We start from the raw sequence: 21,800 nt of genomic DNA on the forward strand, positions 1-21,800 counted from the left end.
GTATTTACGACGTTGTGTCGGACAATGTGTAGTGGGCCTCCACGGTGACGTCGGTGGTGATGGGGTTCATGCCGTTTAGGTGTAGGACGTCGTTGCCGATGCGTGCGGTGGCCGTGAGGGTGGCATGTCGATCACGCGCGACGATGTGGGCGGCCACCGTCAACGGCGAGGTCTGGCCGTGGACCTCGATCTCGCCGATGATCTGCACTTCACCGGGGCCGACTGAGCGGACCTCGCTAGAGGTGAACGTGATCGCCGGATACTGCTCCACGTCGAAGTAGTCAGCGGAGCGTAGGTGCGCGTCACGCTTCGCGATCCGCGATGTAATCGTCGCCGGGTCGACCACGAAGATCCCCGAGCCCCTGCCCTCACTGGAGATTTCGGCATGACCCGCCTTGGCTCGCACGGCTCCCTTGGCGAATGGGAGGAACAACAGTCGAGAGCGGAACCTCAGACTGGTGGCCTGGGGGTCAAGTTGCCACGTGCCGCTCAGGTGGCGGAAATCGGTAATGGGTGCATCGACCATGTGAATGCTCCTCTTCTCCTCTGGAAACTCGACCCGGCACTCGGGATTCTATGTTGAACGTACAACTCATCATGGGACAAATGGCTTGAATATTCAAGCTGATGCGCCGATCCGCGGGTTACTATCCCCCACGAACTGGTCATTAGCGCCACCCGGAGACAGCGTTCGTCGCCATTGGGCGGCAGTCCCCGTGGGCGCACGTAGCTGTTCGGGAGGTAGGTTGACGATTAAACCAAGCGCCGCGGCCCTGGACTTGAATATTCAAGTGCGGTACTGTGAGCCGATGGCAATCGATGAGGCGCCGCCGGGCCAATGGTTGACTGCTGAGCAGCTTCGCGAGTGGGCTTCGCTGATGGCCCTGGTGACCCTGTTGCCCGCCCGGTTGGACGCGCAGCTGAGCCGAGACGCGGGGTTGAACCTGTTCGAGTATCACGTGTTGGTGGAGTTGTCCGAAGCGCCTGAGCGCAAGCAGGCGATGAGTGAGTTGGCCCTTCACGCGCGTGGGTCGTTATCGCGGTTGTCCCACGCGGTCTCGCGCCTTGAGGCCTCCGGATGGCTGCAACGTCTTTCCCGCCGGGGAGCCGGCCGACGGACCGAGGTCCAGCTCACCGACGCCGGAGTGGCGAAGCTTGAGCAGAGCGCTCCCGGCCACGTTGGTGAAGCTCGGCGCCTCGTCATCGAGACGCTCACGGACGCAGAACTAACCGGCCTGGGTCATGCTGCACGCCGCATCGTCGCCGCGATCGATCCCGCTGTGCGCGCGATTCTAGACCCGAATGGGCACGACGCAGATGGCTTCGTCCCGCAGCCGGAGAACGGGAACCCAGGCGGCGGAAACGGCCCATCAGGCACGCGCGTGGACCACGGCGACCTCACAGGCGTGCCCGGCGTCGAGGATAGCTCGTGAAGGTCATAGGATTCACCGCCCCAGGCGGCCCGGAAGTATTGCAGGCGTTCGACATCACGGAGCCGGCGGTCGGACCGAATCAGGTGCGGGTGCGCGTCCTCGCAGCGGCGGTGAACCCTACCGATGCGGTCACCCGTGGGCATCGACCCCTGCACCCCATGTATGCCGCCGTGAAACCCCCTCTCATTCCCGGCTGGGATGCCGCGGGAACCGTCGACGATGCCGATCCGGCGACCGGCTACGGACCCGGCGATGAGGTCTTGGCGATCAAGCTGCCTGTGATCGAAGGAGGCGGAACATACGCCGAGAAAGTCGTCGTCGCACCGGAGTCGGTAACCCGGCTGCCACGTGGCCACGATTTCGCCTCTGGTTCCACGGTTTTGATGAACGGGCTCACCGCGCTCCAAGCACTGGACCAACTCGACAGGCTCGCTGGCGGGCTGATAGCCGTGACCGGCGGTGCCGGTGTCTTAGGGGGCTATGTCATCGAACTCGCCAAATTGCGAGGGTTCCGCGTCATCGCCGACGCAGCGCCCCACGACCGTTCACTGTTGGAAACCCTCGGCGCTGACGTCGTCGTCGACCGCGGCCCGGACGTGGCAGCACACATTCGGCGTCACGCACCAGGTGGCGTCGACGCCCTGGTCGATTGCGCAGTACTGGGCAACACTGTCGCACCAGCCATTCGGGCAGGGGGCACCTACGTCGCCGTGCGACCACCCGAACTAGGCGGCGCGGTAGATCCCGAATACGACCTGAAAGTGGAGACAGTGTGGGTAGGGCCGGACATCGCCCGTAAACCGCGATTGGACTACCTGTCCGACCTGGCTTCCACAGGCGGGCTGACACTGCGCGTGGCCCGCGAACTGCCCGCCGACGATGCCGCAGAGGCGCACCGACTCCTGCAACGAGGCGGTGTCCGTGGCCGCCTTGTGCTGCGTTTCTGAGGATTTCAGATCACCGAACGTTCGGGTTCGTCGTGGCCGTCACTGCGCTCAAACCGCGCGAACCGCTTACGAACGAGGAACTCATCCGCTCAGGACAACTCAGGCTCAGGCAGCGGTGACGGGCTCGCGCCTTCCGGCCGATGATCGGGTCACTCAGCCTTGGCGAGTCGGTCGAATCGTCAGGTCCCCGATTTCGACGTCGTCGGGTTGGTCGATCACGAATGCAATCGCCCGAGCCACCGCCGAGGGGTCGATACCGAGATTGGCCATGCTCTGCTTGGCCTGCTCGCGCACGGCTGGATCATCGACCGCGGCGTCAAGAAGCTCGGTGCGGACGTAACCCGGGGAGATCGACGTCGTCCGCAGGACCCCGTCGGTGCTCTCCTGTCGCAGACCCTCCAGGAGAGTGCGTACCGCGTTCTTCGTCCCGGCGTACACCGCCTGGGTGGGGACGATCTTGAGGCCGGAGGTCGAGACGACAGTGACGAGGTGACCGCTGCCCTGACGGCGGAACACTGGCAGGGCGGCGGCGATCCCATGCAAGATCCCCTTGACGTTCACGTCGACCATCGCCAACCAGCCCTCGACGTCTAGGTCGGCCACAGAGCTGATCCTGCTGACCCCGGCGTTGCCCACCAACACGTCGAGACGGCCGAAGCGCTCGACCGCCATACCGACAAGCGACTGGAGGTCCTCGGGATGGGTGACATCCGTGCGCGTGGCGGCCGCTGTCCCGCCTGCGGCTTCGATCTCGGCAACCAGCCGGTCCAGCCGGTCAGTGCGGCGGGCGCCGAGCACCACGCGCGCACCGAGTGAGGCGAGGTGACGTGCTGTTGCTTCACCAATGCCGCTGCTGGCGCCGGTGATGGCGACGACCTTGCTGTGGACGGTCATTGAGATTCTTCGCTAGGGAGAAGCACACGTCCGGTTACGCCGATGACCCTTGATTCGTGTTTCAAGCGATCTGCCTTTCGGAGGTTCGCCACCGGATGCTGCGGGTGTGGAGCCGGTGGGGCGTTCGAGGAGTTTACCTTTATGGAAGGTCGCGCCGGCCCGGACCAAACGGGCCAGGTATGGGGCGTTGACGGCCCGCCAGCGGGTCTGTGCGATGTCGATGAGTTTGTAGGCCAATGGCGATCCCGGCCGCGCGGGATCCCGGCCGCTCGGCGGCCTTCGTCCTCAAACGCACTGTGGCAAAGTAGGTTTAGTTGGTTCGCCGTACGCAGGTGAATCCGATGTGGGGCCGGGTAGTGGGGGATAGCTGTGACCGCACGTTGAGTGACGGGTCGTTCCTCGTGTCCAAGGATGCTCGTTTCCGGGCCGAGGCGATCGTCGCCCAGGAACCGGACGAAGCGCTCAGCCTGCGATGTCGAGCGAGTCGTAGAACAACGTCACCGCATGCCGGATTCCCTTCTTGACGGGGTCGTCGAACACAGCGACATGTGCCTCGATGAGCTAGTTCGACGGCGCTCGATGATCCTCTGCGTATCACACGGGCGCTGATCCACTAGGCGTGGTAACCGGATGTTCCGGCTCGGGATACGACAACGGGCCCGACTACGGACCGTGCCGACATGTTGACGAGCGCGGCGGCAAGGTGGGCAATGTCGTCGGCTGGAATCATCATCTCAGGTGCAACGGTGCCGTGCGTCCACGCCGACATATCGGTGTCGACATACGCTGGCGCAATGGCAGTCGCGGTGATCCCGTTGGCGGATTCTTCGGCATTGAAGGTGTCGACGAGGGAGAGCAGGGCCGCCTTCGACGCTCCGTAGGCGGCGAGCCCCGCCTCGGCGAACACTCCGGTGATCGAAGACACCACGATGATCTTGGCACCTAGTGCGGGCCTTCGAGACGCGCCGGAACGAAGGAGCGGCAAGGCCGCTTGAAGCGTGAGGAAGGGGCTGCGGAAGTTGACTGCGATCGTCTTGTCGAGGCGATTGGCGGGAAAGGCTTCGATCCGTCCTGCGGTACCCACGCCGGCATTGAGCACGAGCACGGTGAGGGCACCGTCGTGATGTCGCCTATGCGTCTCGGTGATCGTGGCCGCGGCGGCTGGATCGGCCATATCGCAGGCGACCGTGATCACCCGCGGCGAGCCCAATGCGGTCAATTCTGGCACCAGAGCATCGAGGGCTTCTCGACTGCGGGCTGTGATCGTCAGAGATATTTTCTGTGCCGCAAGGGCTTTGGCGATCGACAGGCCGATACCACGGCTGGCCCCGGTGATGAGTGCTGATGTTTCGTCGGTCATGTAGGCAGTCCTCCAGGAGTAGCGTTCGCGCGCAGCAGCTCCATGGCGAAGTGCACATAGCGGCCTGCGATGTGTTCGGGGCTGTCCGGGCCTTCCGGGTTGAACCATTGCGGAAGTGAGGTGCACATCGTGGCGATCGCGCGCCCTGCGGTAGCCCCGTCGACGGGGTCGATCAGCCCCGCAACCGTTGCCCGATCGATGGCATCATCGAGGATGTGCTGTAGACGAGTGCGCTCACCGGCGATGTGGCGCCGGTTCGGCCCGTTGAGGCTGCGCATCTCGCTCGCGCCGATGAAGGCGAGCTTGCGGTGGTGGGTGTGGAAGAGGGCAAGGGCTTCGACGATGCGCGCAATTTCAGCACGTGCGTCGGCGGCTTCTTCGCGTGCAGCGGCAACTCGCCAGTGCAGCTCTGACATCGTCAGGGTGAGGATCTGTACGAGCAGCGCTTGTTTGTCGCGGTAGTGGTGGTAGATGCCCGGCACGCTCAATCCTGCCCTGTTGGCCAACATCCGCATGGAGGTCCCGTGGTATCCGGTGTCGACGAAGGCATCGATCGCCGCGGACAGGACGGGGTCGAGGGCCAGATCGGGAAACAGACGCCAGTCGCCGCCTTCGGCGGGAGTGGACGACGTGCCGCCGTCATCGGCGGTTGACATCCCGCGGTCGAGGACGGGATCAAGTAGTGCGCTGCCGGTGGTTCCGAGCGCATCAGCCAGTTCGAGTAGCCGCCGGGTCGACACACTGGTTCTACCGTTCTCGATCGCACTGATGGTTCCGACGCTGAGGTTCACCCGCTCGGCAAAGGCACGCACGCTCAGGCCGGCGACGTGGCGCGCACGTCTGACCGACGGGCCGATGTCGTTGCCCGGCTCTCCCGACATGTTCAGCTCTGCCGAACAGCTGAGTCGACGGCAAGACCACTTTCCTCTACGCCGGCGTGCAACACGCCTCCTATTGTTGCGAATTGATGCGGCAGTGTGCAAGCCTCCTTCTGAACACGACCGAACACTCACTCGGCGCAAGAGGAGAAGCATGCCGATCGACTTCGAGCACTCCGCCAAGACGAAGGCCGTGACCGACCGCACCGCGGCGGTGATCGCCGAGCACATCCTGCCCGTCGAGGACGAGTTCGGTGGCGATATCGATGCCGCAGGCGGCGACGAGGCCCGCGTGAAACTGCAGCAGTCTGCCCGCGATGCCGGGGTGTTCGCCCCACACGCGCCGCAGGAGTTCGGCGGACTCGGGCTGAACATGTGTGACCGCGCACCTGTCTTCGAAGCCGCTGGATACTCCCTTTTCGGCCCGCTGGCCTTGAATATTGCCGCCCCGGACGAGGGCAACATGCACCTTCTGGCCCATGTGGCCAGCCCCGCGCAGAAGGACCGCTATCTGCGGCCGCTGGTGGGCGGACAGGTCAGATCAGCCTTCGCCATGACCGAGCCCGCCCCGGGTGCAGGCTCGGATCCGTCGATGCTCACCACCAGCGCACACCGAAGCGGCTCGGGGTGGTGCCTGACCGGCCGCAAGCACTTCATCACCGGCGCAGACGGCGCTGGGTTCTTCATCGTCATGGCTCGCACGTCGGGCGCGCCCGGTGATCGCGGAGGCGCGACGATGTTCCTGGTGGACGGCGAAGAGCGCGGCGTACACGTGGGTCGCCACATCGCCACGATGGATCACTCGATGGTGGGCGGTCACTGCGAAGTCGAGTTCTCCGATGTGCGACTCACCGACGACGACGTGCTGGGTGAGGTGGACGAGGGTTTCCGCTATGCGCAGGTGCGTCTGGGGCCGGCCCGGATGACTCACGTGATGCGGTGGCTGGGTGCGGCACGACGCGCTCACGACGTGGCTGCAGCGCACGTTGCCGGCAGAGAAGGCTTCGGCGGAAGACTCGCCGACCTCGGAATGATTCAGAACATGCTCGCCGACAACGAGATCGACCTCGCAGCCACCCGAGCGTTGCTCTTGCGGGCCTGCTGGGAACTGGATCGAGGCCATGCTGCGTCGGCGGAGACATCGATCGCCAAGACCTTCGGAGCCGAGGCGATCAATCGAATCGTCGACCGAAGCATGCAGATGTGTGGTGGCCTCGGCGTCTCGGATGACCTGCCGATCGCTCGCATCGCACGAGAGGTCCGCGCCTTCCGTATCTACGACGGACCCTCGGAGGTGCACAGGTGGTCGCTGTCCAAGAAGGCGGTGCGCAAGATCCGCGATACCGCGCTCACCTCCTCATGACGACGCCGCACGCCCTCCGGCGGGCCAAGCGGTCATCGCAGGTGCCGAGACTTCGATCTACCGACAGCGGCGTGCAGCAATGCTGGGAGGCGGCGACGTGCGTGCTCCCAGGAATTCGCACAAATGAACTCCTGATCGCGGAACGCGGCGTTTCGGTCTATCGTTCGGTCATCGAAACCTATTGCTAAACAGAGACATCCGATCTGGCGCGCACGCGCTTCCGTGAGCGCAACCCGCGCATCGGCCTCCGCGTAGGCCCCCTCGTAGCCGTGATCGAAGCTGAGCCCATCGCTCAATACGACCAGCACCTTGTGAGAAGTACCCGCATGCTCGTCCAGGGTCTTCGTCGCATGCCGAACAGCCGCGCCCAGCCGAGTGAAACCACTGGGCCGAATAGTCGCGAGGCGAGCCAGGGTCGAATAGCCGAACCCCTCGTCGAACGACTTGATGACCTCCAGATGAACAGCCCTGCGCCCCTGCGATCGAAAGGTCAATAGCGCCGTCCGCACTCCCGTGGCCTCAAGCGCACAGACGAGGGCAAGTGCAGCTTCCTTCTGACCGTCGAGAACAGTCCCCTGCACGCCCGGTTGTCCACTCGATCCCGAGGCATCGACGAGGATCGCCACGCCGAGATCCGGCCACCGTTCAGCTTGGGCGACGTACACCTTGTCGCCTGCGAAAAAGCCGGTTCGCAGATCGATCTGAGCGGAGATCGCGGCGTCTACGTCGATGTCATCACCGCTGGCCTGACCACCCAGCCGCCTGCGTGTCAGCCCCACCCGCGCAACCGATCGCCGAAGCCAAACGTCGGGTGCCGGCGAAGGCAGTCCCCGTGACGTCGCGGGGGGAACCGCTTCGAGGATACGGCACCATTGCTGCCGGTAAGTTTCCGTGCCCTCATCCCACTCCGGGTATCGCAGGACGCGCCCGCTGTTGCGCTGGGCGGCAACAGCATCCCGAGGAGCGAGGGCCGTAGACGTCAGCACTCCCGGAAGTTGGCTGGTTGCGCCTGTCTCGGCCGCGACGCTTTGACCGCCGTTTCGCCGGCTACGACCAGACTGCAGGATCCGCGCCATGATGCGCGCAAATCGGCCTGGCGGCGCCACATTGAGATAGTCGAAAATGTCATCTAGCACCGACCGTTCAGATTCCTGAAGTTCGTCACCGTGATACTGGCGACCGGTGCTGAGCGGCGATGCGGCGCCTCCTGGTCCTTGCCGACGGCGCGCCACGAGCCCTGGAGCGAGCATTCCCCAGCGGCCGGGGATGGTCGGCCGGGATTCGTCCCGCTTCGACAGGACCAGCGATTGCGCCGGTGACTCCGAGACGTTGGTGGATCCGCTGACCTGGTCGACGAGTCGTCCGACTGCGGGGATGTCGCGTTTGGCGTGGAGTATTCGCTGGACTTCGTTCGCGAAGTAGCGCTGAGCCCGATGGGGATGCCCTCTGAGTTTGTTCGCGATTTCCGGGCTTAGTGATCCACCTCCGATCAACAACGCTTGGACGATCACCGCCTCGCGGCTCGCCGCGAGTGATAGCTCCGCGAGTTCGGTTGGCAACCAGATGGTGTGACCATCTGTTCGGGCCGGTCTGCCGTCGGATACGGATGCGACGTCAACCGAACTCCCTGCGATGGCGCGGGCCAGTAGGTTGAACCGCGTAACGTCTGCGCCCGCTCCCGAAGTGCTCGACATGCTAGGGATGGGCTGCACCGTTAATCGTGTTGGCGGCAATGAGTTCGGTCAACGCGACGTTCAGTGCCCTGTCGTCGGTGAGTGGCTCGGCGATCGCCGCGGTGGCCGCTTCGTAGAGCGATATACCGGCGGTGCATAGATGTGCGGCGGTCACCAAGGTGCGCGTTGAGGCGACTTCCTTGAGCCCGTGTGCGTCGACTCGGCGGATCGCGCTCCCGATGGCGACCAGATGTCGTGCGGACGGCTCGTCAATGCCGGTCTCGTCGCGGATGATTTCCACCTCGACCTGCTCATCGGGGTAGTCGAATGAAATAGCCACCATCCGTTGACGAGTCGATTCCTTGAGATCCTTGAGAACACTCTGGTACCCGGGGTTGTAGGACACCACGAGTTGAAATCCATCGGCCGGGAGGATGACTTCGGCGGTTCGATCGATGACGAGGATCCGGCGATGGTCGGTGAGCGGGTGAATGACGACGGTGGTGTCCTGCCGAGCTTCGACGATCTCATCGAGATAGCAGATCGCCCCGGTCCGGACGGCACGTGTCAGCGGACCATCCACCCATTGCGTCTGCCCGTCATGAATGAGAAAGCGGCCGACAAGATCGGCAACCGTAAGATCCTCGTTGCATGCCAACGTTATCAGAGGTCGCCCAAGCTCTTCGGCCATCGCCTCGACGAACCGAGTCTTGCCACACCCCGTAGGGCCCTTCAACATCACGGGCAGGTTCCGTTCGTGCGCTGCTCGGAAGAGTTCCCGCTCGTTTCCCGTTGCAAAATAGGTCGGTCGCATCAGATCTCAATCTCTGTTATCCGGATGCCATACGTCGCCCCGCTGGAAAGTTTCGGTTCTCCGTAGCCGCGCCGACGTACCAGGGTAGCGGTCAACCGCCGTAGCCACCGGTGGGCGACCGACGTTCCCACCCTCCCCAGGTACCCACGTAATACGGCCCCGGGTTCCCGGCTGTCTCGTAGTAGCCCTGCGGGTCGAACACGGCCGTGTCGGGGAATCGCCAGGGCGTCCCGACGCCTGTGGAGATGCCGGAGATGCGAATCGCCCCCATGAAGAGGAAGTAGACGAAGACGTATACGACGCTGAATACCAGCACCGACATCGCGAACGCACCGAGGTTGGGCCGGCCGCGGAAAATCTTGAAACGCAATGCAAACGTCTCGCCCCACGTTTGATTCTGATCGTTGACCCACATTAGGGGCGCGGTTGGAGCGATGACCAAACCGAACAGCACCGCTTCCCAGATCAGCGGAAATTGCCACGGCTCCCCCACGAAGATCGAGCCGAACGGAACTACCTGGGCGTAGCTATAGATTCCCGCCCGCACCATCAAGGCCTCCGCCACAGCGTCGAAGACGATGCAGATCGGAATCGACATTGCCAGCAGCGCCAGCCGGGGTCTGCGGACCAGAAAGGCGGAGGGGGCGGCGCGCTGCGCCAACCGCTTGTACAACGCCAGCGTGAACCACGCAGGGATCAGGAAGAACCCGGCGTAAGCCCAGATCGCCACCCACGGTTGAACGGTCGGTTCCAGATTGATCCATGGCCAGTCGACATCGAAGTGGAACATACGTGGGTCGTAACTGGTATACCCTGCCCAATTCATGAGCGGGTCCCACACCGACACCACTGTGATCGCGGCGACCATGATCAGCAACGGCGAAGCCTTGCCGCGCTTGCGCGTCTGGTAGATGGCGATCGACCACATGGCAACAAAGCCCGCGATCGCCACGAGCTCGAAGTAGAAGTACCAGTTCGAAACTCCGAGGAACTGCGTCCGTTCGGGTACGTGACTGCCCGGCGGACGCCCGATGCGCGTGCCCTCGACACTTCTGCCCGAAGTCACGAAGGCGAAAACCAATGCCGTGCAGCCTAAAACGACCAGCAGCCAACGAACCATTCGTGGGCGCAGCGCTCCCGGCTCCCAGCCGACCGGTGGCCGCTTCGGCTCCCGAGAGCCAACAACAGCGTTTATCTGCGTCATATCTGAACCACATTTCCATCGTCGATGATGTTGCGGCATCGGAGATCTCACGGCTGAAGCGCAGCCTCCGCGTTTTGTCAGCGGTGCTGACATTACGGCGTGACCGAACCGAGGTCAATAGAGTGACGAGATTCATAGGGGCGCAGTTGCCGTCGGGGAGAAGCGGCCCGTTCTATGGGGTGCGCGGCAAAGACACAGCGCCATGCAGTATGAGGTGCGTCAAACTGCTAATAAGTTGGTTCTCCGACGGTTCCGGATCGTCATCCGAAGCGAACAGATCCGGTAACAATGCCGAACTGATGATCAGACCGGACACCAATCGCATCATCAGACTCGCCTCGGCCAACGACCATGATTGTCGCCGCGCTTCCTCGTCTACCAGATGTTGCAGACTGGTGAACACAGGGCCGAAGATCGAATCCGCGTCTGAGGAATTCTGGTCCGCCCGTAACGCAAGGAGGTCTATCAGCGGCCGTCGATACTGGCGCACCAACGCCCGCAGTTCCCGCACGTATGCGGGAATGATGTCGTCGAGCTCGTAATTCTGTCGCCCAAGGATGGACCAACGCTCGGCGTACGCATCCAGGACTTCTTCCATCGCCGTCTCGACTGCTGCGGCGAGAAGGGCATCCTTTCCGCCGTAGTGGCGGAAGATCAACTTCTCCGCCACGTCGGCGCGGGCGGCGATGTCCCGCGTCCCGGTGCCGTCATAGCCACGTTGACTGAACAACGTAATTGCGGCTTCCTCCAGACGCCGGCGACTCTCCTCCGCTGTACGACGCGGTGTCGTGCTCCGAGGCGCCACGACCGGACCTCCCCTGGATCGGGAATGAATCGACGCCAGACTTTGACGATGCCGGCACGATCATACCGATGCGGGTCGCCCGCATTGTTCACCGGGAATCACTGCCACTCGTCGCGCGGCATCACCCCAACCCCACCTCCTTGGCCAGCCGTCCGGCATTCGCCCGGCCAAGTGGGGTTCGGCCGCTGCTTCGAGTGGACGTCGGCTGTATCAGCACTGCTCACGGGGTTCGTTGCGAGAGCTAGCCGCATACTGGAGCGCAGGCTCGGATCGCGGACGCTACCTCACCATCACCATTCCACCGTCTGCGGCGATCACCTGTCCTGTGATATAGCCTGCGTCGGCGGATGCAAGGAACGCGTAAGTTCCGGCAATCTCGTCCGGTTCCGCCCAGCGCTGCAGCGGAATCTTGCTCAGAGCTTTGTCTTTGAGCTTCTCATCGGTGCGGATCTTCTCTGTCATGGCAGTCGCGGCCGCCGGCGCCACCGCATTCACGGTGATGCCGTAGCGGGCCAATTCCATCGCGGCTGATCGAGTGAGGCCCAACAGCGCGGCCTTCGCCGCGGAGTAGTTGACCTGCCCCACAGTGCCGTTGATCCCCGCCGCGGAAGTCGTGAAGATGATGCGGCCGTTGCCCGCTTCGCGCATACTCGGGACCACCGCCTGTAGCCAGTGAAATGCACCGTTGAGATGGACGTCGAGCACCGTCGTCCAGTCGTCGAACGTCATCTGCCACAACATGGCCGCGCGAACCACACCCGCATTGCTGACAAGCACGTCGATGGGCCCCAACTCTGCGGTGATGCGCTCGGCTGCGGCGTGGACTTGATCTCGGCTCGCAACATCGCAACCGACCGCGATCGCGCTCGCCCCCGCCGCTGAAATTTCTTCTGCGACCTTTTTGCCACAGACCTCGTCGACGTCGACGACCGCAACCGCAGCACCCTCGGAAGCGAAGCGATGTGCAATGGCGCGCCCGAGGCCCTGGCCGGCGCCGGTCACGGCGGCCACTCGTCCGGTGAGTTGTCCACTCATTGTTTCCGCACTCTCTTCGTTAGCGTCGGCGAGCTGTTTCATCTCACCGGGTAGTTGTCAAAAACCCGTGGACATTCACGCGAACGGCAGCGTCTCCGACCCGACTGACACGCCGGTCCCCATCGGTTCCGCGCCGGACGGCTTCGGTCACGTAGCGCATTCGGCTCGAATGCACCGCGCCAAGCCACTATTCAGCTGTCGTCTTCGAGCACGAGAGCGTGTTCGGGACAGGCCTCCACTCCTTCGATGACCAGCGCGAGCTCCGACGGCTCAACATCGCGCTCGTCCAGCGATGAATACCCGATCTCATCGAGTGGAAATATCTCCTCCGAGACAGCGCCACAGCGAGCGTGACCCGAACATTTGTCTCTGTCGACACGGAGTCGCATCGTTACACTCCCTTCGTTTCGACGTTTCCGCACGTCGGCCACAACAAGTTGGACAACGCGGGCAGTGGGCTAACGCTGGGGTGTTTGACAGACCGGCAAACGGCCCCAACAAGACCCCACAACGATGGCGACTGGGCGTCGATCACTGACCCCGACTTGTCAGTGGCGCTGACATTATGACAGGGCATACACGCTGTCAACCACACTGATCGCGGCGCCAACCACACGGTAGATCCTCCCGACTTTCCGCCCGGCGCCGCGAAGCCCGCTGCGAAACGTCAGGACTCCATAGTACTTGCGCCGATATAACTGTATAACTAGTTTGTAGTATAACGAGCGTCACACTCACGGTGGGTATCGCATCCGCCATAGAGTCAACAAGGAGGACGAGCATGACTTCGACTGATACGTCGAAATCTGCTGCGCCGAGCTGCCCGGTGCTGAATTTCGATTACACCGAACTCAAACCGGCTGGGACCTGGTTCGAGAAGTGGGCCGAGACAGGGCAGGAGTACCCCTACTTCCTCAACCAATTCGGCCAGGGATTCTGGACGGTCGCAAACTACCAGGGCGCACTGGAGGTCCTTCAGGATCCACATACCTTCTCCAGCAGTGCCATCTACGTGCAGGACCCTAATCCGGTCTACAAATGGATACCGGAGATGCTCGACGGTGACGAACACCGGAGATGGCGACAGTTGCTCGCTCCGCATTTCTCGCCCAGCGCGGTGCAACGGATGGCCGAGCGGATCCGTGAGCGTGCCCGAGGGCTCGTGGAGTCCCTCGCCGAGCGAGGGTCGTGCGATTTCATGGCCGACTTCGCCCAGCTGTACCCGACCAGCATCTTCCTCGAGCTGATCGGCCTTCCCGTAGAAGAGCTTCCCCAATTCATGGAGTGGGAGCACGCGGCCCTCCACGGCGGTCAGAGTGACGACAACGACGCGATGATCTCCGCAATGATGATGGTCGCCGAGAGATTCAACGCCCTGATCGCGGAGCGCCGTGCCGAGCCGCGGGACGACTTATTCAGCAAGGCCATCGGCTTCGAGATCGACGGACGACCGGTCACCGATGAGGAACTGTGTTCGTTCGGACTCCTGATGTTCTTGGCTGGATTAGACACGGTCTCTGTGACATTGGGGTGGGCCTTCCGTCACCTTGCGATGAATCCGGACGACAGGGACCGCCTGGTATCGGACCCGGGGCTGATACCGAACGCCATCGAAGAGTTCATGCGTGCCTACGCGATCGTCATCCCGGGCCGAAAGGTGGCAGTTGACACGGAGTTCCACGGCTGCCCGATGAAGGCCGGCGACATGGTTTCGGTGCCGCTCGCGGCCGCTATGCGCGATCCGGAGGCCTTCCCAGACGCGTCGACCATCGACATCACACGGACACGAAATAATCACATCGCTTTTGGCGCCGGCCCACACCGTTGTCTCGGTTCTCATTTGGCGCGTCTGGAATTGAAGATCGCGCTCGAGGAGTGGCACAGACTGATTCCGGATTACGCGATCCCAGCTGATGCCAACCTGCTCGAAACAGGCCTCACCATCGGATTGGAAACCCTCCCGCTCGAATGGAATCGTTGAGGCGGGGCGGATGCAAAGTGCGGCCGACGTCGGCGCACCTGTGCAGGGACCTCACCGACCAACGAACTATCGCTGTCCGCCACTAGTCACATGGTGAAATCTATCGACTCAGCGTTGGACTGACGCGTGACGCGTTCTGTCGCCGTCGACGGTGTCGACATTCGGTATGCCGATGACGGAGACGGCACACCCGTCGTCTTCGTTCACGGCGCCTACGTCACCGGCTCACTATGGGGCGAAACTGTGGGCCACCTCTCGGTCGATCATCGCTGCATTACGCCGACCTGGCCGTTCGGAGCGCACGCACAGCCTGTCGGGAGTAGTGCCGACTTGGGTGTCGTCGCGGCCGGCCAACGCATCGCGCGATTCATCGAATTGCTGAACCTCCGTGAAGTCACGCTCGTCGCGAATGACACCGGTGGGGGCGTCCTGCTGTCCGCGCTGGGAGCTTCAACGCTGGACCTCAGCCGCATAGCGAAGATCGTCCTGACGAACTGCGACAGCTACGAGCACTTCCCGCCCCAGGCATTCGCGCCACTCGTGCGCGTTTGCCGGGCCAGCGAACTGGCCGGGCGACTGCTACTGAGGATCTTGACAACCCGCAGAGGGATCACGAGATTCGTCGACGCCGTCACACTCAGAGGCATCGATCCTCACGCCTACGCCGAGATCTTCGGTGGGTTCCTCGCCTCGGCGAGTGTGCGCCGAGACGCCGTTCGCTTCACTACGGGTCTTGACCGGCGGTACACGTTGGCGGCCGCGCAGGCGATCAAGAACTGTTCGGTTCCCGTCCTCGTGCTCTGGGGAGCAGACGATCCCATGTTCCCGGTAAGTCACGCTGAACGACTCGCCAGCGCCTTCCCGCGTGCCTCGCTGCAGATCCTCCACGGCAGCCGCACCTATGTGATGGTCGACCGACCGGAGGCAACGGCGGATGCGATTCGCACCTTCACCCGCGTGCGCTCCAAACCGGATCGACTTGGCTAAGCGCCTCTTCGTGGACACGCAACGAAGTTCGCACTGTCACTCATGTTGGCGCGGGAACAAGAACCGCAGCTCGCTTTCTTCGACGACGGGTCCAAGTACCGGCGATCCACCTTTCAGACGAGCCGCGCTTGGCCATCGTGCGGAAGCGACACCAGATCCACGCCAGGCTACTCACACCGGGTCGAAAGCGGCTATTAGCCAACGGTTGCCGACCTTGTCGAGCCTGACACTGATGCTCGAGGCGCTGACAACCGGCGGGTCCTGGCCGATCGCAATGTTCTGGTCGATGAAGAGCATGACGGTTGCGCGGTCAGGCTCTGCCTCGACCGAAGCAGCGGCTTTGACAATGGCTTCAGCCGAAATCTGCCGCTCCTTGGCACCGGGGATCACCACGTCGCGGGTGAGCTGAAGGTAGGACGCGCGGAACTTCTCGGTCATTCGGTCCAATGGGACACCGAGATCCCGTTCGACGGTCTCAGGACTATACGACAGCATCGACACCGCCGTATCCTGCGCCACTGCCACGGATTCGGTCGCCGCACGATCGGTCTCCTGATATCGCACGACTTCCCACTTGAGGTATGCGGCGGCCACGGTTGCCAGCAGGGCCAGAATCGGCAGGAGCCCGTAGGCGACCGTGCGGCGCCGGGAGCGGCTGCGGCGTTTGCGACCCGACCTCCGCCCCCCGGTCACGCCTAACGCGGTGGGGCCTGCGTCACCCTTGTCGTTGTCATCCGTGACCTCCGCAGTCAGCTCAGAGGTTTCCGGAACCAGTGGTTCCACCCCGACGGCGGCCTCCGGATCGAACTTCACGTTCGTCATTGCACGAACTCCACCCGCGAGACCTTGACGCCATCGCCGGTGCTCTCCATTCCCAGGCGCATGCGCCACGACTTGGGAGCGTCTTCGACACCTGTGACGCTGGCGGTGGTTACCGTGACCGCGACGATCGCCTGCGCCTGCCCGTCTTTCATCGACTCCAGTCCGGCCTGGGTCACGGTGCCGACCGACCGGGATTGAGCTCGCTTCACTGTGTCGATGAACGGCTGGGCCCGCTCGCTGAAGCCCTCGCGGAATTCACCGGTCGCGCCATCAACAATGCGCTGCACGTCGGCCTCCGCACGCGAGTAGTCGATGGTCGTGAGGTTGAGCGCGGTCTGACGCGCCGCCTGAACATAGTGTTCACGCTCCGTGTTCGCGCGCTGAGCCTGCAGAGCCTGGTAACCGAGCCAGGCCGATGTCGTACCAAGCACGACCAAGATCATGGTCCCCGCGATGAGGGCAAGCCCGCATTTCGAGTCAGGTGAGCCGGGTGGACCCGTATCCTGCGTAGCCACCGACCCCATGGCATCGGCTGTCTTGGCAGCCGGCATTTCTTCCGGTCCGTTGTCGGACAACCGCGATTCGTCCGTTTCGGTGAGCGCTTGAGGCGGCGGTCCAGTTTCATCGGACCGAACCCTCCGGATGCGTCGTAGGCTCCCCTGTAAAAATCGTTCGCGAATGGCGTCCATGACCTCGAGGTCCTTCTGTCGGAGGTATCACCGCGACCGCTGGGGCGCCATGCCCGCAACGGTGCGCCGGGATTCTCGTCGAGAAGTCTAAACTATTTAGCTATTTAGCGGTGTGGATTGCGCGGGGCCTGCGCCGGAAGACGCGGACCGTCGTGTCTTCACGTCATACTGACGGTCTTGATGCGGACGAATTCATAGAGCCCCTCGCGTCCGCCCTCCTTGCCCATTCCGCTCACGCCGATACCACCGAACGGCCTGGTGACACCGAGATTGACTGCTCCGTTGATCAGGACCTCACCCGTTTCCAGATCCTCGGCCACGCGGTGTGCACGGCGTAGATCGTTCGTGTAGATGTACCCCGACAACCCGTAAGGAGTGCCGTTGGCGATCTCGACAGCCTCTTGTTCATCGTCAAACGGGATTATGGAGAGAACCGGTCCGAATACCTCTTTCTGCGCCAGTTCTGCCTTCGGATCGACATCTGCGAAGACCGTCGGTGCGAAGTAGTAACCCTCCGCCAGCTCACCGCCCAGTCGACGGCCTCCGGTGATAAGCCGAGCCCCGTCGCGCTGAGCTTGCCCGACCATCCCAGTGATCCGCTGCACTGCCTGTTCGTTGACGACCGGGCCCGCAAGGGTATCGGGGGCGAATGGATCGCCCACCTTGATGGAATTGGCGATCGCAGCGACTCGGTCCACGACCTCGCCGTAGATGGGGCGTGCGACGATCATCCGCGTGGGGAATGCGCAACCCTGCCCGCTCATTATGCCGACCGACGATATGGTGCCCGCACTACAAGCGGCGTCGAGGTCGGCGTCTTCGAAGATGATGTTGCCTGATTTGCCGCCGAGTTCCATGACGACAGGCTTGATCTCGTCGGCGCAGGTGTGCATGATCCGCCGCGCGGTGTCCGGACCACCGGTGAACGAGATCTTCGTAACCAACGGGTGACGCACCAGCGCGGCTCCTGCGTCGGCACCTCCGGTGACGATGTTGACAACACCTGGAGGGATACCGGCTTCCTGAGCGAGATCGGCGAAGAGACCGGCGGTGAAAGGTGTGAGCTCTGAGGGCTTCACCACTACCGTGTTGCCCGCCGCGAGAGCGGGCGGCACCTTCATGGCCAACGAGATCAACGGCCCATTCCACGTGATGATGGCACCGATGACGCCGTAGGGCTGGGCCAGGGTGTAGCTGAACTCGCCCTCGGTCCTCAGAGCCGCCGTCACGTCACCGCTGATCTTGTCTGCCCACCCGGCGTAATAGCGGGTCCACTCGACAGAGAGCCCCACCATGTAGTGCCCGATGCTCGTGGGGGTTCCGTTGTCCATCGCGCCCAGCTGAGCGAAATCCTCGGCGTGGGCCTCGACGAGATCCGCCAGCCTCAGCAGCACTCGGCGGCGCTCGGCTGACTTGACCCTGCGCCAGTCGAGGAATGCCCGGTGGGCAGAATCGACGGCGCGGTCCACCTCGAGCTCCCCCGCCATCGGCACCGTCGCGTCTGGGCGTCCGTTACACGGATTGACGTGCTGGTACACGCCGCCTGAGGCTGTGCTGACACGTTCATGGCCAATGCGTAGCGCCACCGGCGGTCGATCTGTTTCGAGCATCGACTCGGACATTGGGGCCCCCAGCTCTCTTCGCGAAATGTCCTTCACGCCAATGATGGTGGCGTCTGAGTTGCTGTCGGGGCGGCCTACCACCCACCGCCCTCATCGTGGCCCTCAGGAGACGTGGTCGTCAACGGTCTCGGACGCAATCTCGGTCAGTATGTTCAGCGACTGGCCTGCCGCGGGCCATCCGGCGTAGAAGCCGACGTGCTGGATGATTGCCGCCAACTCCTCGATGGTCACTCCGTTGTGCAGGGCACCTCGCATGTGCAGCCCGAGCTCTCTCGGGAAGGAGAGCGGAATGAGCGCAGCTACGGTGATCATGCTCCGTGTCCGGAGATCGAGGTCGGCACCCTGCCATGCGTCTCCGAACAAGACTTCCGTTGTCCACCTGTGCCAATTCGGCGCGATCTCGTTTCGCTTGGTGAGCCGCTCGACGACCTCGGGACCCAGCATCCCGCGCATCGTGGCCAGACCGGCCGCGGCGCGCTGACCGTTCTCGTTCGTCACAAATTCCTCCTACTTACTTGATGATTGCGATGGTTGGCGACAGCCGTTCGTCGAGCATGTCGAGCACCGCGGGGTCGTGACCGGGCACCAATCGAAGAGATTCGGAGCGGTAGGACCCGTAGAGATCCCTTGTACGCCAACGATCGAAGCAGATCATCGGCGCCACTTCGAGTGACACGTTCGCTGACAGGTAGGCTAAGTCGCCGAGAAGCGCGACGTCACCGTTTCTGGTACTCACCCGGACAACTGTGTGCCCCGGGGTATGGCCGCCGACCACCTCCAGTCGACAGCCTGGAACCGGCGTGTGTCCGTCCTCGACAAGCTCGACTCGGCTTGGGTGGAGGGTGGCGATTTCACGCAATCCGGCTCGGTCATAGGTCTCGTCGAGCATCCGGCTGGTGTCACCCAAACGTCCGATCGTCCAATCCCATTCGGACCTGGCGACGAGGAATCGAGCGGACGGGAAACTCTCGAAGCCGCCCATGTGATCCCAATGGAGGTGGGTGATGACGACCGTTTTGACCATTGCCGCATCGATCCCCAACTCGTCCAGCGCATCTTGCGGCGAGACGTAGTCGACGATCGTGTGATCGCAGGCTGCCCTATCGGTGAATCCGGCGTCGATCACCACAACCGTGCCGTCCGCACTGCGCACACACCACAGGAAGTACGCCAACTCGACGCATCGTTCGACGTCTTCCCCGCCGACGAGCAGGCCGGCGCGGCGATCCAGCGACCGCCCGATGCGTACTGCAGCCAGCCGCCAGTCGTTCGGCACGGCTAACACCGACCGCGCCCGCGACCGACGTGGTTGGCAGGTTCGGCGATGACACTGACGTCGGTGGGCCCCACGCAGGTGTCGGCAACGCTGGCCACGAGTCGCTCGACCTCGTCAAGTATCGGCGGATTGTCACCGACAGCTGCGCACGAACTCTGCAACAGCAGCCGCAGGTCTTTGAGCGCGATTTGCACGTCGAACTGCGCATCGTTGTAGGAGCTGTCCCGGATGATGTGCCGCTTGGACCGCAGGATCCTGCTGTCGCCGGAGCTTGACGCGATCACGTCAATCAACGTGGCGCGAGGAAGTCCGTTCGCCTCGCCGTAGGCGAGCACCTCCCCTACCAGGCCCAGCGTCCCGATCGCCAAGGCGTTGTTGACGAGCTTCGCGACGGCTCCCAACCCGGCGTCACCGAGGTAGATCACGGTGGAGCAGAACGATCGGAGGACGAGGTCGATGGCTTCGTCCTCGCCGGTGGCACCCACCATCGTCGTCAGCTCGCCGCGCTGCGCTCCGCCGATGCCTCCGCTGACGGGGGCATCGACGAACCGGTGCCCGTCGATACGCAATCGCTCGGCGATTTCGCGCGACACGGTCGGACCGGTGGTGCCGACGTCGACGACGGTGGTGGGCCGCCGAGGCCTGGAGAGAATCGACTGCGGTCCCGTCAAGACCTCGGTGAGCGCCTGCGGCGTATTGACCGACACCACCACGACATCGAAATCGCGATCGAGCATCGCGCAGATATCGTCAGCGGTCTTGAGCCCGGCCGCGCCTGCCGCCAGAAGGCGGTTGGCATCCCGGTCATACGCAATCAAGTCCGGGCAGACCCGACTGATGTTTGTTGCGATGGGCAGGCCCATGTTGCCCAGCCCGATGAACGCGACCGACGGCAGCGACGGCACAGCGGCCGAAGTCGTCATCGAAACTTCGGCATCACGGTTTCAGCGAACATCTGGAGTGTCGCCGCGGTGCGCTCCGGGCCGTAGTACGGCGGGAAGTGCAACATCAGCGACGTAGCCCCGGTGCGCTGTTCGATTTCCTTGATCCGATCGATGACGGTTTCGGGCGATCCGTGCAGGATGGTCTCCTGAGTCAACTTGTCGTAGTCGATCTCGGAGTAGACCTTCTTGTCGCCCGCATTCACTGTCCCGAGGTATCCGGAGGTCTGTCCCTGGGTGAAGCTGGCGATATGGCGGAGGATGCCCTCTTCGCTCTGCTCTTTCGCCTCGGCGTCGGTGTCGGCGACGTACACGAACCGTGCCAGGTCGATGTCCCGGAAGCCGGGGTTACGGGTGTACACCTCCGCAGTCTGATCACACTTGTCCCGGTAGAAGGTCGATACTTCGGCGACCTCTCCGAACGGCATGAGCGTCGAGAGCAAGAGGCCGAGACCGAACTGGGCTCCGAGCCCGATGGACTGCTCCGATGCGGCAGCCATGTAGAGCGGGGGGTAGGGCGTCTGCAGACTGTGCGGCAGCACCTCGTAGTCGCCACCTACCGACAAATCGTAGTACTCGCCGTGGTGCTCGATCCGGTGCTCGGTGAGCAGGGTCATCAGCACTTCGAGTGCTTCGACCTGAACGTCGCGGCGTGCGTCGAAATTGGCCCCCAGCGCCTCGAACTCGTACTTGCGGTACCCGGAGCCGACGCCGAGCATCAAGCGCCCGTTGCTCAGGATGTCGACCAGGGCGGCGTTCTCCGCGAGGCGGAGAAGGTTCTGCAGCGGGAGCGTCATGACACCGGTGCCGAGGCGGATCTGCGAGGTCTGCGGCGCCAAGTGGGCGATGAAAGTCAGAGGATCGGGCATGATGCCGTATCGCGTGCTCACGTGATGCTCGGCTATCCAGGCGTAGTCGTACCCGAGGCGATCGGCCTCGACGACCTCGCTGATGACACGCTCGTGCACTGCGCGATGCGGGTACGGCTCGGTGTCGGGGTTGGGCTGAGAGGTGAAAAGAATGCCGAACTTCATACCGATGTCTCTTCCTGTGGATGTTCCTGACCGCTGGTGCGT

The 21,800-nt window shown here is 63.2% G+C and carries 22 protein-coding genes and 1 pseudogene; 5 read left to right on the forward strand and 18 right to left on the reverse strand.

What is annotated here, in order from left to right; all coding sequences use genetic code 11:
- Nucleotides 1-4: 4 nt before the first annotated feature.
- Nucleotides 5-526 (reverse strand): YceI family protein, encoded by a 522-nt coding sequence (locus BEMPMBAN_RS31270; protein WP_159235343.1) that lies wholly within the window; start codon nt 524-526, stop codon nt 5-7.
- A 283-nt stretch (nt 527-809) separates the two neighbouring features.
- On the opposite strand from BEMPMBAN_RS31270, the gene BEMPMBAN_RS31275 reads away from it, so the two are divergent.
- Nucleotides 810-1,433 carry a MarR family winged helix-turn-helix transcriptional regulator gene (locus tag BEMPMBAN_RS31275; RefSeq protein ID WP_200846185.1) on the forward strand — a complete coding sequence of 208 codons (624 nt, stop codon included), beginning with the start codon at nt 810-812 and terminating at the stop codon, nt 1,431-1,433.
- Nucleotides 1,430-2,380 carry an NADP-dependent oxidoreductase gene (locus BEMPMBAN_RS31280; protein WP_159235344.1) on the forward strand — a complete coding sequence of 317 codons (951 nt, stop codon included), beginning with the start codon at nt 1,430-1,432 and terminating at the stop codon, nt 2,378-2,380. The genes BEMPMBAN_RS31275 and BEMPMBAN_RS31280 overlap by 4 nt, the downstream gene beginning before the upstream one ends.
- A 153-nt stretch (nt 2,381-2,533) precedes the next feature.
- On the opposite strand, the gene BEMPMBAN_RS31285 is transcribed toward BEMPMBAN_RS31280, so the two are convergent.
- From BEMPMBAN_RS31285 to BEMPMBAN_RS31300, 4 genes and pseudogenes are all read right to left on the reverse strand, one after another.
- Entirely contained in the window at nt 2,534-3,274 is a 741-nt protein-coding gene (locus BEMPMBAN_RS31285) for an SDR family oxidoreductase (RefSeq protein ID WP_159235345.1), read from the reverse strand.
- 12 nt (nt 3,275-3,286) lie between these two features.
- Nucleotides 3,287-3,630: pseudogene (locus BEMPMBAN_RS31290) on the reverse strand (hypothetical protein); the annotation flags it as partial.
- A 257-nt stretch (nt 3,631-3,887) separates the two neighbouring features.
- Nucleotides 3,888-4,634 carry an SDR family NAD(P)-dependent oxidoreductase gene (locus BEMPMBAN_RS31295; RefSeq protein ID WP_159235346.1) on the reverse strand — a complete coding sequence of 249 codons (747 nt, stop codon included), beginning with the start codon at nt 4,632-4,634 and terminating at the stop codon, nt 3,888-3,890.
- On the reverse strand, nt 4,631-5,515 hold the full coding sequence (locus BEMPMBAN_RS31300) for a TetR-type transcription factor C-terminal domain-containing protein (protein WP_159235347.1): 885 nt from the start codon (nt 5,513-5,515) through the stop codon (nt 4,631-4,633). The genes BEMPMBAN_RS31295 and BEMPMBAN_RS31300 overlap by 4 nt, the downstream gene beginning before the upstream one ends.
- Nucleotides 5,516-5,666: 151 nt before the next feature.
- Between BEMPMBAN_RS31300 and BEMPMBAN_RS31305 the strand changes: the two genes are divergently transcribed.
- A complete protein-coding gene (locus BEMPMBAN_RS31305) occupies nt 5,667-6,875 on the forward strand; it encodes an acyl-CoA dehydrogenase family protein (protein ID WP_159235348.1) in 1,209 nt (402 codons plus the stop codon).
- Nucleotides 6,876-6,907: 32 nt separating this feature from the next.
- On the opposite strand, the gene BEMPMBAN_RS31310 is transcribed toward BEMPMBAN_RS31305, so the two are convergent.
- The 6 genes from BEMPMBAN_RS31310 to BEMPMBAN_RS31335 form a co-directional block, all read right to left on the reverse strand.
- Nucleotides 6,908-8,434 (reverse strand): nitric oxide reductase activation protein NorD, encoded by a 1,527-nt coding sequence (locus tag BEMPMBAN_RS31310; RefSeq protein WP_159235349.1) that lies wholly within the window; start codon nt 8,432-8,434, stop codon nt 6,908-6,910.
- Nucleotides 8,435-8,570: 136 nt separating this feature from the next.
- Nucleotides 8,571-9,362, reverse strand: a complete 792-nt coding sequence (locus tag BEMPMBAN_RS31315) for a CbbQ/NirQ/NorQ/GpvN family protein (RefSeq protein WP_159235350.1) — start codon at nt 9,360-9,362, stop codon at nt 8,571-8,573.
- A gap of 91 nt (nt 9,363-9,453) precedes the next feature.
- Nucleotides 9,454-10,566, reverse strand: a complete 1,113-nt coding sequence (locus BEMPMBAN_RS31320) for a spirocyclase AveC family protein (RefSeq protein WP_159235351.1) — start codon at nt 10,564-10,566, stop codon at nt 9,454-9,456.
- A gap of 172 nt (nt 10,567-10,738) precedes the next feature.
- On the reverse strand, nt 10,739-11,371 hold the full coding sequence (locus BEMPMBAN_RS31325; protein WP_272952267.1) for a TetR/AcrR family transcriptional regulator: 633 nt from the start codon (nt 11,369-11,371) through the stop codon (nt 10,739-10,741).
- A 279-nt stretch (nt 11,372-11,650) separates the two neighbouring features.
- Nucleotides 11,651-12,448 carry an SDR family NAD(P)-dependent oxidoreductase gene (locus tag BEMPMBAN_RS31330; RefSeq protein WP_234897801.1) on the reverse strand — a complete coding sequence of 266 codons (798 nt, stop codon included), beginning with the start codon at nt 12,446-12,448 and terminating at the stop codon, nt 11,651-11,653.
- A 149-nt stretch (nt 12,449-12,597) separates the two neighbouring features.
- Complete coding sequence (locus BEMPMBAN_RS31335) at nt 12,598-12,795, reverse strand: ferredoxin (protein WP_159235353.1); 198 nt, start codon at nt 12,793-12,795, stop codon at nt 12,598-12,600.
- A 350-nt stretch (nt 12,796-13,145) separates the two neighbouring features.
- On the opposite strand from BEMPMBAN_RS31335, the gene BEMPMBAN_RS31340 reads away from it, so the two are divergent.
- A complete protein-coding gene (locus BEMPMBAN_RS31340; RefSeq protein WP_234897802.1) occupies nt 13,146-14,387 on the forward strand; it encodes a cytochrome P450 in 1,242 nt (413 codons plus the stop codon).
- Nucleotides 14,388-14,513: 126 nt separating this feature from the next.
- Nucleotides 14,514-15,374, forward strand: a complete 861-nt coding sequence (locus BEMPMBAN_RS31345) for an alpha/beta fold hydrolase (protein ID WP_159235354.1) — start codon at nt 14,514-14,516, stop codon at nt 15,372-15,374.
- 171 nt (nt 15,375-15,545) lie between these two features.
- Here the strand turns inward: BEMPMBAN_RS31345 and BEMPMBAN_RS31350 are convergent, their stop codons facing one another.
- From BEMPMBAN_RS31350 to BEMPMBAN_RS31380, 7 genes are all read right to left on the reverse strand, one after another.
- Nucleotides 15,546-16,187 carry a hypothetical protein gene (locus tag BEMPMBAN_RS31350; protein WP_159235355.1) on the reverse strand — a complete coding sequence of 214 codons (642 nt, stop codon included), beginning with the start codon at nt 16,185-16,187 and terminating at the stop codon, nt 15,546-15,548.
- Nucleotides 16,188-16,192: 5 nt separating this feature from the next.
- A complete protein-coding gene (locus BEMPMBAN_RS31355; protein WP_159235356.1) occupies nt 16,193-16,885 on the reverse strand; it encodes an Rv1363c family protein in 693 nt (230 codons plus the stop codon).
- Between the two features lie 158 nt (nt 16,886-17,043).
- Nucleotides 17,044-18,507, reverse strand: coding sequence for an aldehyde dehydrogenase family protein (locus BEMPMBAN_RS31360; RefSeq protein ID WP_425295027.1), 1,464 nt, complete (start codon nt 18,505-18,507; stop codon nt 17,044-17,046).
- A 102-nt stretch (nt 18,508-18,609) separates the two neighbouring features.
- Complete coding sequence (locus tag BEMPMBAN_RS31365; protein ID WP_200846186.1) at nt 18,610-19,005, reverse strand: carboxymuconolactone decarboxylase family protein; 396 nt, start codon at nt 19,003-19,005, stop codon at nt 18,610-18,612.
- 13 nt (nt 19,006-19,018) lie between these two features.
- Nucleotides 19,019-19,783 (reverse strand): MBL fold metallo-hydrolase, encoded by a 765-nt coding sequence (locus BEMPMBAN_RS31370; RefSeq protein ID WP_159235358.1) that lies wholly within the window; start codon nt 19,781-19,783, stop codon nt 19,019-19,021.
- Nucleotides 19,784-19,785: 2 nt separating this feature from the next.
- A complete protein-coding gene (locus BEMPMBAN_RS31375) occupies nt 19,786-20,706 on the reverse strand; it encodes an NAD(P)-dependent oxidoreductase (protein ID WP_159235359.1) in 921 nt (306 codons plus the stop codon).
- Nucleotides 20,703-21,758, reverse strand: coding sequence for an LLM class flavin-dependent oxidoreductase (locus BEMPMBAN_RS31380; RefSeq protein ID WP_159235360.1), 1,056 nt, complete (start codon nt 21,756-21,758; stop codon nt 20,703-20,705). The genes BEMPMBAN_RS31375 and BEMPMBAN_RS31380 overlap by 4 nt, the downstream gene beginning before the upstream one ends.
- Nucleotides 21,759-21,800 lie beyond the last annotated feature (42 nt).

This window comes from Mycolicibacterium austroafricanum (assembly GCF_902705885.1).
In the GTDB taxonomy this organism is placed as follows: Bacteria; Actinomycetota; Actinomycetes; order Mycobacteriales; family Mycobacteriaceae; genus Mycobacterium; species Mycobacterium vanbaalenii_A.

Bases quoted from the DNA above. Each gene is read 5' to 3' on its own strand.
- BEMPMBAN_RS31270 (WP_159235343.1), bottom strand. From the start codon at position 526: ATGGTCGATGCACCCATTACCGATTTCCGCCACCTGAGCGGCACGTGG.
- BEMPMBAN_RS31275 (WP_200846185.1), top strand. From the start codon at position 810: ATGGCAATCGATGAGGCGCCGCCGGGCCAATGGTTGACTGCTGAGCAG.
- BEMPMBAN_RS31285 (WP_159235345.1), bottom strand. From the start codon at position 3,274: ATGACCGTCCACAGCAAGGTCGTCGCCATCACCGGCGCCAGCAGCGGC.
- BEMPMBAN_RS31295 (WP_159235346.1), bottom strand. From the start codon at position 4,634: ATGACCGACGAAACATCAGCACTCATCACCGGGGCCAGCCGTGGTATC.
- BEMPMBAN_RS31300 (WP_159235347.1), bottom strand. From the start codon at position 5,515: ATGTCGGGAGAGCCGGGCAACGACATCGGCCCGTCGGTCAGACGTGCG.
- BEMPMBAN_RS31305 (WP_159235348.1), top strand. From the start codon at position 5,667: ATGCCGATCGACTTCGAGCACTCCGCCAAGACGAAGGCCGTGACCGAC.
- BEMPMBAN_RS31315 (WP_159235350.1), bottom strand. From the start codon at position 9,362: ATGCGACCGACCTATTTTGCAACGGGAAACGAGCGGGAACTCTTCCGA.
- BEMPMBAN_RS31320 (WP_159235351.1), bottom strand. From the start codon at position 10,566: ATGACGCAGATAAACGCTGTTGTTGGCTCTCGGGAGCCGAAGCGGCCA.
- BEMPMBAN_RS31330 (WP_234897801.1), bottom strand. From the start codon at position 12,448: ATGAAACAGCTCGCCGACGCTAACGAAGAGAGTGCGGAAACAATGAGT.
- BEMPMBAN_RS31335 (WP_159235353.1), bottom strand. From the start codon at position 12,795: ATGCGACTCCGTGTCGACAGAGACAAATGTTCGGGTCACGCTCGCTGT.
- BEMPMBAN_RS31355 (WP_159235356.1), bottom strand. From the start codon at position 16,885: ATGGACGCCATTCGCGAACGATTTTTACAGGGGAGCCTACGACGCATC.
- BEMPMBAN_RS31360 (WP_425295027.1), bottom strand. From the start codon at position 18,507: ATGTCCGAGTCGATGCTCGAAACAGATCGACCGCCGGTGGCGCTACGC.
- BEMPMBAN_RS31375 (WP_159235359.1), bottom strand. From the start codon at position 20,706: ATGACGACTTCGGCCGCTGTGCCGTCGCTGCCGTCGGTCGCGTTCATC.
- BEMPMBAN_RS31380 (WP_159235360.1), bottom strand. From the start codon at position 21,758: ATGAAGTTCGGCATTCTTTTCACCTCTCAGCCCAACCCCGACACCGAG.